The 17,266-nt window shown below is 44.9% G+C and carries 16 protein-coding genes and 1 pseudogene; 6 read left to right on the top strand and 11 right to left on the bottom strand.

Annotated elements, in window-relative coordinates; all coding sequences use genetic code 11:
* The 8 genes and pseudogenes from QME20_RS05260 to pspA form a co-directional block, all read right to left on the bottom strand.
* Positions 1-185: pseudogene (locus QME20_RS05260) on the bottom strand (transposase); the annotation flags it as partial.
* Positions 186-330: 145 nt separating this feature from the next.
* Positions 331-984: a maleylacetoacetate isomerase gene (maiA, locus tag QME20_RS05255; protein WP_014975930.1), complete on the bottom strand. Its 654-nt coding sequence runs from the start codon at positions 982-984 to the stop codon at positions 331-333.
* A gap of 155 nt (positions 985-1,139) precedes the next feature.
* Positions 1,140-2,150 (bottom strand): fumarylacetoacetate hydrolase family protein, encoded by a 1,011-nt coding sequence (locus QME20_RS05250; RefSeq protein WP_014948687.1) that lies wholly within the window; start codon positions 2,148-2,150, stop codon positions 1,140-1,142.
* A 416-nt stretch (positions 2,151-2,566) separates the two neighbouring features.
* Positions 2,567-4,123 carry a transcriptional regulator TyrR gene (gene tyrR, locus QME20_RS05245; RefSeq protein WP_014948686.1) on the bottom strand — a complete coding sequence of 519 codons (1,557 nt, stop codon included), beginning with the start codon at positions 4,121-4,123 and terminating at the stop codon, positions 2,567-2,569.
* Positions 4,124-4,338: 215 nt separating this feature from the next.
* Positions 4,339-5,139, bottom strand: coding sequence for a phenylalanine 4-monooxygenase (gene phhA / locus QME20_RS05240; protein ID WP_014948685.1), 801 nt, complete (start codon positions 5,137-5,139; stop codon positions 4,339-4,341).
* 203 nt (positions 5,140-5,342) lie between these two features.
* Entirely contained in the window at positions 5,343-5,789 is a 447-nt protein-coding gene (gene pspC / locus QME20_RS05235; RefSeq protein ID WP_014948684.1) for an envelope stress response membrane protein PspC, read from the bottom strand.
* Entirely contained in the window at positions 5,786-6,025 is a 240-nt protein-coding gene (gene pspB, locus QME20_RS05230) for an envelope stress response membrane protein PspB (protein ID WP_014948683.1), read from the bottom strand. Before pspB ends, pspC begins: the two co-directional genes overlap by 4 nt.
* A gap of 75 nt (positions 6,026-6,100) precedes the next feature.
* Complete coding sequence (pspA, locus tag QME20_RS05225) at positions 6,101-6,784, bottom strand: phage shock protein PspA (protein ID WP_014948682.1); 684 nt, start codon at positions 6,782-6,784, stop codon at positions 6,101-6,103.
* A gap of 222 nt (positions 6,785-7,006) precedes the next feature.
* Between pspA and pspF the strand changes: the two genes are divergently transcribed.
* The 6 genes from pspF to QME20_RS05195 are packed head-to-tail and all read left to right on the top strand — an operon-like array spanning position 7,007 to position 13,603.
* Entirely contained in the window at positions 7,007-8,128 is a 1,122-nt protein-coding gene (gene pspF / locus QME20_RS05220; protein WP_039226406.1) for a phage shock protein operon transcriptional activator, read from the top strand.
* 3 nt (positions 8,129-8,131) lie between these two features.
* The gene (locus QME20_RS05215; protein ID WP_168532388.1) at positions 8,132-9,892 is read left to right on the top strand and encodes an ABC transporter substrate-binding protein; all 1,761 of its coding nucleotides are present in this window, start codon (positions 8,132-8,134) and stop codon (positions 9,890-9,892) included.
* A 59-nt stretch (positions 9,893-9,951) separates the two neighbouring features.
* The gene (locus QME20_RS05210; RefSeq protein WP_080752378.1) at positions 9,952-10,920 is read left to right on the top strand and encodes an ABC transporter permease; all 969 of its coding nucleotides are present in this window, start codon (positions 9,952-9,954) and stop codon (positions 10,918-10,920) included.
* Entirely contained in the window at positions 10,907-11,800 is an 894-nt protein-coding gene (locus QME20_RS05205; RefSeq protein WP_014948678.1) for an ABC transporter permease subunit, read from the top strand. Before QME20_RS05210 ends, QME20_RS05205 begins: the two co-directional genes overlap by 14 nt.
* A 1-nt stretch (position 11,801) precedes the next feature.
* Positions 11,802-12,797, top strand: coding sequence for an oligopeptide/dipeptide ABC transporter ATP-binding protein (locus tag QME20_RS05200; protein WP_014978627.1), 996 nt, complete (start codon positions 11,802-11,804; stop codon positions 12,795-12,797).
* Positions 12,797-13,603 (top strand): ATP-binding cassette domain-containing protein, encoded by an 807-nt coding sequence (locus tag QME20_RS05195; RefSeq protein ID WP_014948676.1) that lies wholly within the window; start codon positions 12,797-12,799, stop codon positions 13,601-13,603. The genes QME20_RS05200 and QME20_RS05195 overlap by 1 nt, the downstream gene beginning before the upstream one ends.
* 171 nt (positions 13,604-13,774) lie before the next feature.
* Here the strand turns inward: QME20_RS05195 and QME20_RS05190 are convergent, their stop codons facing one another.
* The 3 genes from QME20_RS05190 to QME20_RS05180 are packed head-to-tail and all read right to left on the bottom strand — an operon-like array spanning position 13,775 to position 17,060.
* Positions 13,775-14,905 (bottom strand): sodium ion-translocating decarboxylase subunit beta, encoded by a 1,131-nt coding sequence (locus QME20_RS05190; RefSeq protein WP_014948675.1) that lies wholly within the window; start codon positions 14,903-14,905, stop codon positions 13,775-13,777.
* Positions 14,906-14,908: 3 nt separating this feature from the next.
* On the bottom strand, positions 14,909-16,732 hold the full coding sequence (gene oadA / locus QME20_RS05185; RefSeq protein ID WP_168463663.1) for a sodium-extruding oxaloacetate decarboxylase subunit alpha: 1,824 nt from the start codon (positions 16,730-16,732) through the stop codon (positions 14,909-14,911).
* A gap of 19 nt (positions 16,733-16,751) precedes the next feature.
* On the bottom strand, positions 16,752-17,060 hold the full coding sequence (locus tag QME20_RS05180; protein WP_168532392.1) for an OadG family transporter subunit: 309 nt from the start codon (positions 17,058-17,060) through the stop codon (positions 16,752-16,754).
* Between the last annotated feature and the right edge of the window lie 206 nt (positions 17,061-17,266).

Genomic DNA, 17,266 nt, shown 5'->3' with positions numbered 1-17,266 from the left:
TCGGCACGTTTAATCCGGTGTTTCTCAAAGGCTTTAGTCTTAATTCCTCGACCTATGCTGGTTACGGTTGCAGCGCTACCGTTGAGCAGGCTCTTAACGCACGCCGTTACTGCATTCCGACGAGTTTTATGCATTTTATAGCTGACAAGCGATACGACTTTGTTCACAATAGATAGGGCATTCATGACTGTTTGGCCTCAGTGAAGTTTGGCGATTGATCTGATCACCAAACGTCATGAATGTTCCTATCTTTTTTATCTTATTGATATCGCAATATTATTTGTGGGGATACCTCAGGGTCAGAGTACATTTCTACTCTACCCCGTCAGTCTAAGTGGCGTCTATTTGATTTTCGGGCTTAGCCCGCTCAAAAGCATCTAACTCGTTACAGTTCTTCGCTATCTTACTAATTAAAGGGTAGCGACTCATATCGACGTTAAAACGTTGCGCATTATACACTTGGGGTACTAAGCAAATGTCAGCCAGCGTAACATCGAAATCAAAGCAGAACTTTCCAGCTTGGGTCTGAAGACGCTTTTCAATGCCGTCGAACCCCAGCGTTATCCAGTGGGATGCCCACTTCGCCACATCATCTTGTGACGCCTCAAAATTCCCTTTTAGCGCATTCAGTACACGTAGATTACCCAAAGGCTGAATATCACACGCGATATCTTGTGCTAGCGCTCTGACTCTGGCTCTCTCTGTTCGATGTTCAGGAACCAGCTGGTGTTCGCCTTCATACCGTTCATCAAGATATTCGATGATTGATAGCGATTGATTCAGAATAATATCTTCGTCTTCGTCAACCAAAGTAGGGACAAGGTGCGCAGGATTGAGACGCGTATATTCGCTACTATGCTGCTCGCCACCGTTGTTTACAAGATGGACAGGTACATACTCGTACTCAACCCCTTTCAAATTCAGCGCAATCCGCACGCGGTAAGAGGCGGTCGAACGCCAATAGCCGTAAAGTTTTATACTCATGGTACTACCACACCTATTAAACGTTTTTGGTAGGAGTGCAGGGCTTTGATGAATCTAAACGCTCTACACCCTCTTATAATGATAGTGGGGAAAACAACAACGTGCCTACTGAGTAAACCGCGTTATTACCCCACACTACTTTTCATTTTAAAATTTTAGCTAAGCGGCTTAACTTGCTGTTCAATGGCGCCAAAAACAGAGTGACCTTCTTTATCTAGCATTTCTATGCGTATACGATCGCCAAACTGCATGAAAGGAGTAGAAGGTTTGCCGTCTCGAATAGTCTCAATCATGCGCACTTCTGCAATACATGAATAACCCACACCGCCTTCAGCGATGGCAGAGCCATGATCTGTACCCTGTTTATTAGACACTGTACCCGAGCCGATGATAGCACCTGCACCTAGGTTTCTGCTCTTGGCGGCATGCGCGACTAGCTGACCAAAATCAAACGTCATGTCCTGACCCGCTTCAGGCTTACCGAATAGTTCACCATTGTAGGTTGAACGCAAAGGCAAGTGCACTTTGCTATCTTTCCACGCATCACCTAATTCATCTGGTGTTACAGCAACCGGAGAAAAGCTAGACGCAGGTTTTGATTGGAAGAAGCCAAACCCCTTCGCCAGTTCGCCTGGGATTAACCCTCTAAGTGACACGTCGTTAACTAACATAATAAGTCGAATGCGCTCTGAAGCTTGTTCAGGCGTACACGCCATAGGAACATCATCGGTAACAACAGCGACTTCACCTTCAAAATCGATTCCCCAATCATCACTTGGAAGTATGATGTCATCTTCGGGTCCAATAAAGTCATCGGAACCACCTTGATACATCAATGGGTCAGTCCAAAAGCTTTCCGGCATTTCTGCATTACGCGCCTTTCGCACCAATTCCACATGGTTCACGTAAGCACTTCCATCAGCCCATTGGTAAGCTCTAGGCAGAGGCGACTCACAGCGAGATGCGTCAAACGGCACGCTGTCACACGCATTATCATTTAGCGCTTGGTATTTCATCTGTAGCTGAGGGGCAATCTCTTTCCAATTATCCAGTGCGTCTTGCATCGTTTTCGCAATGTCCTGTGCACTGCATGCTCGAGAAAGGTCCTTCGACACTACCATTAGGCAGCCATCTCGGGTTTCATTCTTATAGGTTGCTAGTTTCATTGTTCTTTCCTCGAAAAATTATTCATCAGCTTGGCGCTCTTGTCTTTTATTAATACGTTCTGAATAAAAGACCTATATCTTTTTACGCGGCAGCATCACACACAATTCCATGATTATAGTTATGCCACTAGTTGGTGTGCGTTGAGAAGTGATCTGTTGACGAAGTTTTATTTGGCTGTAAGAAAGGATGTACGCTAGTAAGCCTCTGTTGAGCAGGTATAGCGCTGCCCGCTTGCTCCGTGGGCGATGTAAATTTATCGTAACAGATGAATTGATATTGCTCTGAGGCACAAAAACGCATTAACGATATAAAAATTGGCGTAGACCATTTGCCATTTTTACTTTGCTAAACGACGTCAAATATACTTGGTCACATTAACCCTCACCCTATGGCAAAGGTCAATGCTCCCATATAATTAAAGCTTTACCGTTGCCTTGTTAATGCCGTATTCACGTAACTTATTTGCAATTGCCGTATGACTTAACCCCAGTTTTTTAGCCAATTGACGGGTACTTGGGTAGGAAGGATATAACCGCTTGAGCAAGTCCTTTTCAAACTTCTTCACTTCTTCGTCTAATGTGCCGTCAAAGTTTTCGTCAATATAAGTGACGCTTGGCGCACAACTTGGAAGCTGGATGTCTTCCTTGGTAATCTCCTTACCGTCAAGGAGTGATAACGCGCGATACAACGCATTCTGTAGCTGTCTCACATTGCCCGGCCACGGGTACTGCTGCAGAAAATCAACACAGGATTTACTAAGTTTCGCAGGACGGCGACCTAACTTGGTACTGTGTTGAACGATGAAAGACTCGGCTAGAGGAACGATATCCTGCCTTCTGTCTTTTAAAGAAGGCATAACCAAACTTAGTACGTTTAAGCGGTAGTACAGTTCTTTTCTAAATCGTCCTTCTTCTACAAGCTGGCCTAAGTCACGACAGGTGGTGCATATAAATCGCACGTCTACCTTAACTGGCTCTGAATCCCCTACTCTTCTAAATTCGCCGTCTTCTAGAACGCGGAGCAGTTTAGCTTGAAGCTGAGAAGACATATCAGCGATTTCATCGAGAAGAAGCGTACCGCCTTTTGCTTGCTCTAATAGCCCCACTTTTGCATTAGGCTGATTGAATGCCCCCGCTGCGTAACCGAATAATTCGGTTTCTGCCACGCTGTCAGGTAAAGACGCGCAGTTTAAAGCTAAAAATGCTCCTTCACTGCGACGGCTAGACTGGTGACAGGCTCTGGCAATCATTTCCTTGCCTGTGCCTGTTTCACCAAAAATTAAAATAGGTGCATCCAAATCAGCTATTCGCTTGGCTTCATGAACGACTCGCTTCATAAACGGAGATTGAGTGACAAAGCGGTCAAAGCTATCAGTGGGAGACTGATGGAACGCGGTAAATTGTTGCCCTAGTCGCATCTCTGATTTTAATATCACCACAGCACCTGCCATGATCATATTCTGCTCGCCGTCAGGTACGGTAATAGGCAGCATATCGGCTAGGTAATCCTGTTGAATAAACTTCACTTTCGAAGACTGAGGGCCAGGCGATTTACCGTCCATCCATTTGGTAAAGTTAAAGCCTTTCACAACTTCGCCAATTTCAATGCCTTCTATTTCGCTACTCGGAATTTCTAGCCCCGCGCACACCGCTTCATTGCATAGCAAGATATTTCCTTTCGCATCGATAGAAAACACAGGGTCGGGCAACGTTCTTAAAATAGCGGAAAGCTGATTTTTTTCACGCTCTCCTGGCATGAAAAGCGTCGTCTTCACATCGTCGATACCATCGATGCGGCGAATTTGAGGCATGAGGTGTTGAAAATCTGCAAATTCGATATTGGGAAAATTAAGGAAAATTTTTCCCGCAGGGTCAATTTCAATACCGCGTAAATCTATTTCTTTAGTAACGAGAATATCTAAAACATCTTGAGTGATACCAAGACGGTCCTGACAGCTTATTTCTAGACGCATAGGGTGTTATAGCTATTTTGTAAACATATATGTACAGAATACCATACTTTTACAAAAAGATAACAAGATAAATGTTACAGATGGTTAAATTTGCGATGAATCACACATTTAAGAACGCGCAGAGAGCATGATTAAAAGGCCGCACATACCAAATAAAAAAGATGCCGCTTCAGTGAGCGGCATCCTATATAAAACACATTTAATTAACAATAGTGTTAGCTGGCTTTTTTCTCTTTAGGTGGGAAAAGTGGGGAAAATAGCCCTAAAGACTTCGCTTCTTCTACGAGTGCCATAATATCCATTTCCGCTAATTCAAACAGATGGTCGAATTCCGGTAAGATATAATAAAGAGGCTGCATAATATCGATGCGATAAGGTGTTCTTAATGCATCAATAGCAGTGAGCGGGTTACGCAGAGGTGTGTCGCTGTCTAACGCATATATTGTCTCGCCAGGAGAAGATAAGATGCCTCCACCGTATATCTTCAATTCATCTTTGGCTCTCACCAATCCAAACTCTACGGTGAACCAATAAAGACGAGCAAGATAAACTCGGTCTTCTTTGCTGGCAGCAAGGCCCAACTTTCCGTAAGTGTGAGTAAAATGAGCAAATGCGGGATTGGTTAGTAGCGGACAATGACCGAAAACTTCATGGAAAATATCCGGCTCCTGCAAATAATCGAATTCTTCTCTGGTGCGTATAAAAGTGGCAACAGGAAATTGCTTATTCGCCAGTAATCTGAAAAATTCGCCAAAATTAATTAACGCAGGCACTTCAGCTGTTTGCCAACCCGTTTTCTCCATCAGTACTTTGTTGATGTCGGGTAGCTGAGGGATTTCCTTTTCATTTAACTTCAACAAATCAAGCCCGTCCAAGTATTCTTGGCACGCTCTTTCTTTCACCAGCGGAATTTGTCTCGCATAGAGTTCAGACCAAATTTGGTTCTCTTCGTCTGACCAATGGATAATGCCATTCTCGTCAGATTGTCTCGACTGGTATTGCGTTGATTTTGGCATAACTTCTGTAACCAATAAGAGTTGAAAAACTTGTCTATCAGTCTAATGAAATTCGCGACGTCGAAAAGTGTAAGCCCTTACGAGCGACTCGATTTTGCTGTAACAGGAATTTTACAAAACCAAGTAAACGCATTGTTTTATATAACAAAAAACCGCTCATTACGAGCGGCTTCATTCAAGTTTGCTTGGTGCGCCATCGCCAATTAAAGGCGGCTAATTTCTTTATTGAGTTGATATTCGCGAGACGTTACATAAGTTTCCATTTTACGAAGTCGAACTTCTGCTTTTTCAAAACGATTGCGAATATCGTGAAACGCTTGTTTTGGTGGCTCGCCCGCCTGCCAAACTTTCGTTTTCACTTCCACTTTTGGGCTTTTTACCTGACCACCGTTGGGATTTGTCCATCCCTTACCTTTTGAGAAAACAGGTTGCGTTGGCGCATTTTTTAACCCAACAGGTTTTTTATCGAGAATGAACCAAGCTGCAATGTATGCAACAAAGATGAAAGGTCCGGCTAACAAGAAGAAACCTGTTACAACTAAAATCCTTACTAACCAAGTTTCTAAGCCGAAATATTCAGCTACACCCGAGCACACGCCTGCAATTCTTGCATTTTCTGGGTTGCGATAGAGCTGCTTACCGTTTCTCATGCTCTATTCCTCCACTCAGGTGCCTCGCTGTCTAAAATGGCCTCTAGAGTTTCAATGCGTTCGCTCATTTTCTCGGCTTTCTCGGCTAAGTCTTGCAAAGATGCGTGCTCTTCTGCACTCAATCCCTGATTCACTTGCTTCTTGCTTCGATAGTGTAATATTAGCCAAATTGGAGCAACGAATATTGAAAACACCACAAGGGGCATCACCAACATTGCAATCGTACCTTCATCCATCTCAATCTCTCCTACAAACTCTGATGTAATTACCCTCCTTCCGATTTCACATCAGGAGGGTACACCCTATTCTTATTATTCTGATTTTTCGGTGCTTGTGTTTGCACCTTTTACTTTCGCTTTAAGCGCAGCAAGTTCGTCTTCAACTTTGTCACTGGCCTCTAGTTCAGCAAACTCATCCTGTAACGTTTTCTTACCTAGATCGTAAGCTTCAACCTGCGACTCAAGGTCATCGATTTTACGCTCATATTGCTCAAAGCGTCCCATCGCATTATCTACTTTAGTGCTATCCAGCGTCTTTTTCACTTCAAGACGAGAGCTTGCAGTTTTCTGGCGCATAATAATCGCTTTTTGGCGACTCTTCGCATCCGCTAGCTTTTCTTGAAGCTGACCAATTTCATCCTGAAGTTTGCTGATTTGCTCATCAACAATAGCCAGCTCTTTACTTAACGCTTCAGCAGCTTCTGCAGACTTCTTCTTTTCCTGCAGCGCAGCACGCGCCAAATCTTCTCTGTCTTTGCTCAAAGCAAGCTCAGCTTTGGCTTCCCAGTCGCTTGCATCGCTTTCATACTTTGCAATTTGATTAACAATTTCTTTTTTGTTGGCTAAGGTCTTTGCTGATGCTGAGCGCACCTCAACCAATGTGTCTTCCATTTCCTGAATGATTAATCTAACCATTTTCTCAGGATCTTCCGCTTTATCTAAAAGCGCATTAATATTCGAATTCACAATATCTGTAAAACGCGAGAAGATACCCATAATAATTACCTCTTGCTAAAAATGGTAAGTGTTTAAAAAACACCACACTTGATAAATAGGTTACTCTTGGTATTAGTTGTATTCAATATGCTTGCCAACTTTACAACTGTGCTAACCTGCTATTTTTCATACACTTTTTATAAGTTCAAATAATACTCGTTTCTCAATATGTTTTGTTCTACACTATTAATTGGTCGAAATGACTAACTTTTGAGGTATTTAATGAGTAGGTATCGACAGCAAGACAATTTACTTGGCCAAGCGAATAGTTTTCTAGAAGTTTTAGAGCAAATTTCACAAATTGCACCGCTAGATAAACCTGTGCTGGTAATAGGTGAGCGAGGCACAGGTAAAGAGCTTATTGCCGCGCGACTTCACTTCTTATCTAAGCGCTGGGATCAGAACTATATTAAGCTTAATTGTGCTGCCTTAAGTGAAAGCCTATTGGAGAGTGAATTATTCGGTTATGAAGCAGGTGCGTTCACCGGTGCCTCAAAACGCCGCGAAGGTCGCTTTGAAGTGGCCCACAACGGCACCTTATTTCTTGATGAACTGGCTAATACTTCTGGCCTTATTCAGGAGAAGCTACTGCGCGTTGTCGAATATGGCGAATTTGAGCGCGTTGGCGGAAGCAAGTCAGTAAAAACTGACGTACGCCTTATTGCAGCTACAAACGAAGACTTGCCCGCGCTTGCCGATGCAGGTGAATTTCGTGCAGACTTACTCGACCGACTTGCCTTTGACGTAATTACCATTCCTCCGCTACGCGAGCGTAGGGAAGATATCATGATGTTGGCAGAAAACTTTGCTATTAATATGGCCCGTGAAATGGAAATGGAATTATTCAGCGGCTTTACAGAGAAGGCAAAGCGGACCCTTCTTGACTACGATTGGCCAGGAAATATACGTGAACTAAAGAACGTGGTCGAACGTGCAGTGTATCGAACAAATAATCCTCATCTGCCCGTACATGAAATCGTTCTTGACCCCTTTGAGTCAGCTTATCGCCCGAAAGGTAGAGTGAAGACCAATGACAGAGTGAATACGTCCGACTCACCCGTTACTCAGTCCCCTTCAGAGGCCGCTGCCACCAATGAACGCATTGAAAGTGCAGACATTACGCCACTGGCACCAGTGAAAAAGCCAGAAATTGTTGAATATCCCATAGATTTGAAAGAACGTTCTCAACAACATGAGATAGATATGATAAAACAGGCACTTGCTGACAGTCAGTTTAATCAGAAGAAGACTGCTGAAAAATTGAGCCTGACGTATCATCAGCTGCGAGGCTATCTCAAAAAATATAACTTACTAGATTCTTCCGCGGAAAGCGTCGAGGCGTAAAGCATGTCCCATGGTTTGGTAAAGCGTTTGTCATTATGTATATGTACAGCGCTTCTTGTTGCATCCTGTGCTAAGCAGAACAAACAAGCGTTTTACAATACGGGTATTATATACTGCTCTGAAAGCAATCCAGTTACCTTCAATCCGCAGCTAGATACATCAAGTACAACGTCAGATGCATCTTCACACCAACTCTACGACAGATTGCTTGATTTCGACCCTGAGTCTGGCCGCATCGTGCCTAGTTTGGCGAGTAGTTGGTTAGTGAGTGATGACGGTCTTACCTACGCTTTTCAACTGAGAAAGGATGTATGGTTTCACAATACGCGCTACTTCACGCCAACACGAAACTTTAGCGCCGACGATGTTATCTTCAGTATAGACAGATGGCGCCTACGCTCCCATCCATACCATTACGTATCTGGTGGGCGCTATCCCTACTTCGAAAGCATAGGCCTTGCACAAAATATCGCGTCGGTAGAGCGCGTAAACGGCTACCGCGTTGAAATTACACTTAAGCGCAGGGATAGCTCATTTTTGGCAAATCTAGCAACCGATTTCGCCGTTATCTTATCAGAAGAATATGCTAACCAGCTGGCACAGACCGGCACGCCAGGCAAAATCGATGAGCTTCCAGTAGGTACTGGCCCCTTTAAATTCGATAGCTATCGCAAAGATCATTTCATTAAGTTCCTGCGCCACGACAACTATTGGCGTGACCAAATGGAAGATGCGCCTACGAGTGATGAAGTCCTAAGCGATAACAATACTGTAGAGAGTGCCAACCAAGAAGTTGAAAATGGCCAAGGTGGCGAAGATACTGTTCAAGATGGTACAGCACAAAACGGTGACGAAACGCGCCCTGTTGTAGAGCAGCTTATATTTGACATTACGCCAAGAAGCTCACTGAGACTGGCTAAATTAATGACAGGTGAATGTGACGCTACCGCTTTTCCTGCACAGACTGAACTTGAAGTGATTCGGGCAAAAGAAGATCTGACGCTAGCGGAAAAACCAGGACTAAACATTGGATTTTGGGCGTTTAACACTCAACGCCCTCCTTTTGATAACCCAGATGTAAGACGTGCGCTAGCGGCCGCAATCGATAAGAACACATTGCTAGAAGCGGTGTATTTTGACAGTGCTACTAGAGCTAAGACCCTGCTGCCTGCGGCAAGCTGGGCGTTTCAAAATGACGCAGACGATACCGCCTACAATCCAGTTCTAGCGCGCAAATTATTAGCTGACGCCGGAGTTAAGGCCGGCTTTTCTATGACGATATGGGCTATGCCTGTTGAACGCTCTTACAATCCTAACGCAACAAAGATGGCCGAGCTCATTCAGCGTTATTTGCGTGATGTAGGCGTAGAAGCAACCATTGTCAGTTACGATTGGACTACCTTCAGACGCCATCTTCAGGAAGGCCTGCACGACTCGGTATTAATTGGTTGGTCTGCCGACAACGGAGACCCAGATAACTTCTATCGTCCGCTATTGAGCTGTGGCGCTATACCCTCTGGTACAAATCGTGCCATGTGGTGCAGTGAAGACTATGATAAGTTACTCAACGACGCTCTTCAGACAGATGATATTGAAGAACGCACAGCCATATACCGGCAAGTTAACCGATTATTATACGAACGCCTTCCTCTTGTTCCCATCGCACATGCCTATCGCTATCAGGCATACAGGAATGAACTAGAAGGAATGACCATTAATCCCTTTGGCGGTGTACGCTTTGGTGGAGTAAAAAAAGCACTGTGATCCAGATCCTCGTAAGATACTGCACTTTATTTATATTAACGCTTTTGGTGTTAGCGATTATGTCGTTTTCACTCGCCTACCTTTTTCCAGGCGATACACTTGAAAACCTAACAGGACTCGTGCCGCAAAATGAAATTCAACGCGCGGCATTGGAGCGGCAATTTAAACTAGATCAGCCCTATATTTTCCAGTTTTTCTATTATGTAGGCAATTTGCTCACTGGTGACTGGGGATACAGCTTTACGTCAGGCCTGCCGTTAAGAGAAGAGGTAGGTATTGCGATGCCAGCCACAATAGAACTGGCAACCTATGCCATGTTGATGGCCTTATTCATTGGAATACCGCTTGGTTATTATGCAGGGATTCGCAGCTATTCAACGTCGGATCACCTAATAAATAGTGCAAGTATAACAACCTATTCTTTTCCTGTTTTTTGGTTTGCGCTCCTGCTTATATTGGTTTTCAGTTTGCAGCTAGACGCTGCACCGCTGTCGGGTCGTATCAGTTTGCTTTATAACATCGAACCCGTGTCAGGCTTTATTCTCATTGATATATTATTGTCTGACGTAGAAAACAAGACCTTAGCCTTCAAGGATGCGTTATCGCACTTAGCATTACCTACGTTTGCCATTGGTGCTATCGCCACCGCTTCGATGATACGTATAACAAGACGTTCTGTTATAGACGTGAAACACCGCCCCTATATCGCTGCAGCAATATCTAGAGGCCTTTCAAGTTGGCAGATATTCTTTCGTCATATTCTGCGCAACGCGTTACTGCCCATTTTACCGCTAATGGCGATACAAATTACGACATTAATAACGAACGCGATGATTGTCGAAACCTTGTTTTCTTGGCCGGGGATCGGTAATTGGCTGATTCAAGCTATTTATCAGCGAGATTACCCTGCCCTTAGAATTGGTATGATGGCAGTATCCACGGTAGTAATTACACTCACGATTCTCGTTGATTTGTTTAACCGAATGATTGACCCAAGCAGAGAGAAATACGAACGTGCCACAGTTTAGTTTATACGACGAAGAATTCCATCCGTCGCCGTGGCAACGGACTTGGGCATCATTTAAAGCGAGCCACATCGCCATGCTTGGCCTGATTATGCTGGCGTTGTTTGTTGTTTGCGCGCTGTTCGCACCAATCATCACTCCCTATGATGCCGTGGAACAAAATATCGACGGACTGTTAATACCGCCTAGCTGGTTAGCTAATGGCTCTATATCGCACATTTTCGGTACTGATGCGTTGGGTAGAGACCTATTTACCCGCATAATTTATGGGTGTCGCATCACACTAGGCTCCGCATTCATTACTGTTGTGCTTGCCATGTTAGTCGGCGTTAGCCTTGGGACCTTTGCTGGCATGCTGCGAGGTGTTCGTTCAAGTATCGTCAACCACTTACTCGATGCACTTATGGCCATTCCCACGCTACTTATTGCGATTATTATCGTTGCAATATTGGGTACCGGTCTGGTTAACAGCATGTGGGCAATTACCCTTGCACTTATTCCACAGTTTGTGCACCACACAAGAAGTTTTGTGCGCGCCGAAATGAAAAAAGAATATATAGTGGCGTCTAAATTGGACGGTGCCAGTAGATGGCAACTTTTTGTTCATTCTATACTACCCAACATGACCGAAATGCTGGTTGTACAGGGCACGCTTGCACTTTCTATTGCCGTTATCGACATATCTGCACTTGGTTTTCTGAATTTAGGCGCACAGTCACCGCTTCCTGAACTTGGCGTTATTCTAGCTGATGGGCTAGATGTTGCTTATCTAGCACCGTGGAACGTTGCCGTCCCCGGCATGGCAATATTCTTCATGGTGCTATCTATCAATATTGTGGGCGACGGTTTGCGTTCAGCACTTAGAAAAAGAGTGAGTCATTAATATGCCAATGCTTGATATTAAAAACCTCACCTTGGAAATGCAGAGCAGCGATGGCGCAATTAAAGCGTTGGACAAGGTTAACCTGTCGGTTAGCAGCGGGGAAATTCGCGCACTGGTAGGAGAATCTGGCTCAGGCAAAAGCTTGATCGTGTCCGCCATTTGCGGAGCCCTTCCTAGCCAATGGAATTTAACGGCTGACCGCATGAGTTGGAATGGTGAAAACCTGCTGAGTATGTCTGTGCAGCAGCGTCGTGAGGTAATGCGCCGAGAAATAGCGGTCGTATTCCAAAACCCACAGGCAAGTTTAGACCCATCGGCAACGCTTGGCGAGCAGTTGGAAGAGAGCATTCCCGATGAATTTGTTGAAGGGAGCTGGTTCTGGCAACGAGCACAACACCGCAAAAAGATCGCAATAAGCACCGTTCACAAAGTAGGAATAAAGCACCACAAGCATTATTTAAGCGCTTTTCCTCATCAAATACCGGCTGACATTGGTCAAAAATTCATGATTGCGATGGCCCTGGTTTCACAGCCTAAATTGCTCATCGCCGATGACCCAACTCGGGGAATGGAACCTACAACAAAAACACAAATTCTGAAGCTCTTCACGCGTTTGAATCAGACCCGCTCGCTCTCGATCTTGTTTGTTAGTCACGACCTACTGGCAATTGCAAGTATGTCTCACTCTATGACGGTGTTGTATGCAGGGCAGACTGTAGAATCAGGTAGAATGAAGCACATTAAGAAGCGCCCTCTGCACCCTTACACAAAAGCATTACTAGACAGCGCGCCAAGCTTCAGAAAAGATTTACCACCGAAATCGCTGCTACCCACGCTTGGTGGCTCAATTCCCACTCTACAGCATTTGCCTATTGGTTGTCGATTAGGTCCACGCTGCCCTCGTGCACAGCGCGCCTGTGTACAAACGCCAGCCGTGCGTAAAATTCACGATCACAATTACAGCTGTCACTTCCCTCTACATATGGAGAAGCTGTAATGGATATCATGCAGGTGAAAGATCTCACGTTTATTCATAACGAGAGGAAACGTTGGCTAAAACGTCCTGAAGTTTTTCAACTTGGTCCAGTGAACTTAAGCGTAAAGCGCGGTGAAACCATTGCAATTATTGGTGAAAACCGCTCAGGTAAATCCCTGTTGGCTAAGCTCTTGGTAGGTGCACTGCCTGCTGATGCAGGTGAAATTGAAATTAACACACACAAATATTTAGCCAAATATCAGTCTAAAGATAGCCAGCAAAAACGTACCCACGACATTCGTATGATCTTGCAGCATAGCTCCGAGTCGATGAATCCATCGGTTCCTGTGGGAAAAATTTTGGATGAGCCATTGCGTTTGAATACAGGCCTAAGCGAAGCAGAACGCAAACCAATTATAGAAGATATGTTGGTGAAGGTAGGCCTCTTGCGCGAACACTATTACTTTTATCGACATATGCTTTCTGATGGACAGCAGCAGCGCGTAGCGCTAGCCAGAGCCATTGTGTTAAAGCCCAAAGTGTTAGTGGCTGATGAACCCTTTGCAGCGTTAGACCCTTCCATTCGTTCGCAAACGGTGAATCTTATATTGAAGCTTCAGCAAGAACTTGGCTTGGCGTTTATCTTTATTAGTCACAACTTGGGTATTGTACGACACATTGCAGACAGGATTATTGTGATGGAAGGCGGTGAAATTGTAGAAGAAGGCAAGACCGAAACTATCTTTAGGTGGCCCCAGCATACGCGCACTAAGAAACTCGTTACCGCATACCAATCTCTGGTGCCACAAAACACAATTCGAGAATAAAGAGCTTATCGTTTGGGTGCTGTTTTCTTTGAGAAGCGCACTTACGTACCGAACTGGCACGCTCTACTCGTCACAAAAAGAAAACCCTAGAAAGCCTTTATTTGAACAAACGCCATGCAATAAAAAAGGGGCAAATAAATTGCCCCTTGTACAGCAATGCATTTGTGCTTTCTAACCAACCAGAGCCAATAGAATACCTGCGGCAACCGCACTACCTAGCACGCCAGCCACGTTAGGCCCCATTGCATGCATAAGTAAGAAGTTATGAGGGTTAGCTTCTAGCCCAACTTTGTTCACCACTCTGGCTGCCATTGGTACAGCAGAGACGCCAGCTGCGCCAATCAGTGGATTTATACTGCCACCAGACAGCTTACTCATTAGCTTGGCCATGAGTACGCCTGCGGCAGTGCCTATACCAAACGCGATAGCCCCAAGCCCCAAAATACCTAAAGTCTCGACCGTAAGGAATGCTTCCGCTGATAACTTTGATCCTACTGCTAAACCAAGGAAAATAGTGACCGTATTGATGAGCTCGTTTTGGGCTGTTTTGCTCAATCTGTCTACCACGCCACACTCTTTCATTAAGTTACCGAAGCAAAACATGCCGACAAGCGGCGTAGCGGCCGGTAAAAACAAGATAGTCATAAACAGCACAGCAAGCGGGAAAATAATCTTCTCTCGCTTTGACACAGGTCGTAGTTGACCCATTTTTATCTCGCGCTCTTCTTTTGTGGTCAGCGCTTTCATGATAGGTGGCTGGATAATAGGTACCAACGCCATATAAGAGTATGCAGCGACTGCAATCGCACCAAGCAAATCAGGCGCAAGCCGTGAGGCGAGGAAAATGGCAGTAGGCCCATCCGCGCCACCTATGATAGCAATGGCACTCGCGTCTTTTAACGTAAACTCAAAGCCAGGTATAAGGTTTAACGCTATCGCGCCAAACAAGGTAGCAAAAATACCGAACTGCGCAGCTGCGCCAAGTAACAACATTTTAGGGTTAGCAATAAGCGCACTGAAATCAGTCATTGCGCCTACGCCCATAAAGATGAGCAGAGGAAATACCCCTGTATCTATGCCGATTTTGTATATGTAGTGCAGCAACCCACCCGCTTCTGAAAAACCAGCAATAGGGATATTAGTAAGCAATGCACCAAAACCAATGGGCAGTAAAAGCAATGGCTCAAACTTTTTAACAATGGCCAAGTACAACAAGCCGAAACCCACCGCCATCATTATAAGCTGGCCGGCTTCAAAGTGCGCAAGCGCGGTACTATCCCAAAGTACCATTAACTTATCCATGTACTACCCCAATAAGATTAACGGTTGACCACTGGTTACGGCATCGCCTTCACTAACAGTAATGTCGGTGACCGTACCGGTGTATGCGGAGCGGATCTCTGTCTCCATTTTCATGGCTTCAAGGATCATCACCACATCGCCTTCTGACACGCTGTCGCCGTTTCTCACCAAAACTTTAAATACGTTACCTGCAAGCGGTGCATCAATAGACTGAGAAGAGTTAGAGTCTGATGGCGCAGCATTCTTAGTTTGAGGCTGTGCTTGCGTCTGAGAGCCACTAGCAGGTGTAACGCTCGTCAGCGTACCTGAAGGTGCCACTTCTACGCGATACACTCTTCCATCTACGTTTACGTCGTAAGTTTCACTCGCGGTAGCCCCTTGTGAGCTTGACTTGGCTTCAGCAGGCTTAGGCGGCGCACTCGAGCTTTGCGACTCTTGCGCGCTAGGTGCAGGTTCAAACGCATCAGGGTTGCCGCGGTTTTCGATAAACTTTAGGCCTATCTGCGGGAATAAGGCATAAGTCAAAACATCATCAATTTTATCGTCTGACAGCGAGAGTTGCTTTTTCTCAGCCAGTTCATCAAGCTCTTTACTCAGTGTATCCAGCTCTGGTGCAATATTGTCAGCAGGGCGACATGTCACGGGCTCTGCGCCATCAAGCACACGCGCCTGCAACTCCTTGTTTACTGGTGCTGCGGTAGCGCCATATTCACCTTTAAGAACGCCTGCGGTTTCTTTTGTAATGCTTTTGTAACGCTCGCCGGTGAGTACGTTAAGCACTGACTGCGTGCCCACGATTTGTGAGGTTGGCGTAACAAGAGGAATGAACCCAAGATCTTCCCTTACCCGTGGAATTTCTTTTAACACTTCTTCGAATTTATCTTCAGCGCCCTGCTCTTTAAGCTGACTTTCCATGTTGGTTAGCATTCCGCCCGGTACTTGAGCCAAAAGAATACGTGCATCTACCCCTTTGAGACTGCCTTCGAACTTGCTGTATTTCTTTCTTACCTCTCTGAAGTAACTGGCAATTTCTTCTAGTTCGGGTAGTGCAATACCCGTATCGCGCTCTGTACCTTCTACGATAGAAACCATGGTCTCAGTTGCACTATGACCATAAGTCATGCTCATTGAAGAAATAGCCGTGTCCAGCATATCAATGCCGGCATCGATAGCTTTTTGATACGTCGCCGTACTCAACCCTGTTGTGGCATGGCACTGCATGGCAATAGGTACATCAACCGTTTCTTTTAATCCGGTAATCAATGCCTCGCACTCGTACGGTTTTAAAAGCCCAGCCATATCTTTTACGCAGATAGAATGAACCCCTAGGTCTTCAAGCTGTTTCGCCATTTCGAGCCAAAGCTTAAGATTGTGCACAGGGCTTACCGTATAAGAAATTGTCCCTTGCGCGTGAGCGCCACTGTCTATGGTCGCTTTTATTGCGGTTTTCAAATTTCTAATGTCATTCATGGCATCAAAAATTCTAAATACATCTACGCCACTTTCGTGAGCACGCTCTACAAAGCGAGTGACAACATCGTCAGCATAATGGCGGTAACCCAATAGGTTTTGACCACGCAACAGCATTTGCTGTTTCGTGTTAGGCATGGCTGCTTTTAGCTTTCTGATGCGCTCCCAAGGGTCTTCCCCTAAATAACGAATACAGGCATCAAATGTAGCACCACCCCAAGATTCAACTGACCAAAAGCCAGCTTTATCTAGTTTTTCCGCTATGGGAAGCATATCTTCAATACGCATGCGCGTAGCAAGAAGGGATTGGTGGGCATCACGCAGAACCAGCTCGGTAAGGGCCAGAGGCTTAGACATGGTAACTCCTGATTAGACTTTATTTTTTAGAATTTTGGCGATGGGTATGAATTGCGGCAGAAATAGCCGCGATAAAGTTTCCGTCTATTCCTGGTTGTACCGCTTGATTGTTTCGACTCAAATTAGCTGAAGGCCCTTTTAAATTAGCTGAAGGCCCTTTTAAATGAGCTGAAGGCTCTGCTATTTCACCGGGAAAAGCTTCACAAAATCGGGCAATGAGATGAATACCCACAATAAGAAGCCCTAAGAATGAGAAAACAAATATCATTCCTATAAGCATAAGAGAACCCGCTTCAAAGAGCAGGCTAGCGACGGATCCCGAATTCATATTCAATCCTGTTGTTATTTTGTACCTGAATAAGTATCACGTGGTTTTTCAAAACACAACAAAGCAGCATAAAAAAACACTTTAAAATGAATAAAACCCGCCAAAATGAAACTTAATGCATTATTTCTTAATAAATTTGCAACAAAAGCATATTTTAGGAATTAGCATAAGCGTTGCCGATGCCAGCAATCTACGTTTACGTTCAT

Origin of the sequence: Alteromonas sp. CyTr2 (assembly GCF_947311905.1) — a bacterium.
Classification (GTDB): Bacteria; Pseudomonadota; Gammaproteobacteria; order Enterobacterales; family Alteromonadaceae; genus Alteromonas; species Alteromonas macleodii.
Note: the sequence above shows the minus strand (reverse complement) of the source record. Positions and strands in the feature narration are given on the sequence as shown.

What these genes read in the sequence shown, in the direction of transcription:
- QME20_RS05180 (WP_168532392.1), bottom strand. Translation starts at nt 17,060, where the DNA reads ATGAATTCGGGATCCGTCGCTAGCCTGCTCTTTGAAGCGGGTTCTCTT.
- pspF (WP_039226406.1), top strand. Translation starts at nt 7,007, where the DNA reads ATGAGTAGGTATCGACAGCAAGACAATTTACTTGGCCAAGCGAATAGT.
- QME20_RS05200 (WP_014978627.1), top strand. Translation starts at nt 11,802, where the DNA reads ATGCCAATGCTTGATATTAAAAACCTCACCTTGGAAATGCAGAGCAGC.
- phhA (WP_014948685.1), bottom strand. Translation starts at nt 5,139, where the DNA reads ATGCCAAAATCAACGCAATACCAGTCGAGACAATCTGACGAGAATGGC.
- QME20_RS05250 (WP_014948687.1), bottom strand. Translation starts at nt 2,150, where the DNA reads ATGAAACTAGCAACCTATAAGAATGAAACCCGAGATGGCTGCCTAATG.
- tyrR (WP_014948686.1), bottom strand. Translation starts at nt 4,123, where the DNA reads ATGCGTCTAGAAATAAGCTGTCAGGACCGTCTTGGTATCACTCAAGAT.
- maiA (WP_014975930.1), bottom strand. Translation starts at nt 984, where the DNA reads ATGAGTATAAAACTTTACGGCTATTGGCGTTCGACCGCCTCTTACCGC.
- QME20_RS05195 (WP_014948676.1), top strand. Translation starts at nt 12,797, where the DNA reads ATGGATATCATGCAGGTGAAAGATCTCACGTTTATTCATAACGAGAGG.
- QME20_RS05215 (WP_168532388.1), top strand. Translation starts at nt 8,132, where the DNA reads ATGTCCCATGGTTTGGTAAAGCGTTTGTCATTATGTATATGTACAGCG.
- pspB (WP_014948683.1), bottom strand. Translation starts at nt 6,025, where the DNA reads ATGGATGAAGGTACGATTGCAATGTTGGTGATGCCCCTTGTGGTGTTT.
- pspC (WP_014948684.1), bottom strand. Translation starts at nt 5,789, where the DNA reads ATGAGAAACGGTAAGCAGCTCTATCGCAACCCAGAAAATGCAAGAATT.
- QME20_RS05210 (WP_080752378.1), top strand. Translation starts at nt 9,952, where the DNA reads ATGTCGTTTTCACTCGCCTACCTTTTTCCAGGCGATACACTTGAAAAC.
- pspA (WP_014948682.1), bottom strand. Translation starts at nt 6,784, where the DNA reads ATGGGTATCTTCTCGCGTTTTACAGATATTGTGAATTCGAATATTAAT.
- QME20_RS05190 (WP_014948675.1), bottom strand. Translation starts at nt 14,905, where the DNA reads ATGGATAAGTTAATGGTACTTTGGGATAGTACCGCGCTTGCGCACTTT.
- oadA (WP_168463663.1), bottom strand. Translation starts at nt 16,732, where the DNA reads ATGTCTAAGCCTCTGGCCCTTACCGAGCTGGTTCTGCGTGATGCCCAC.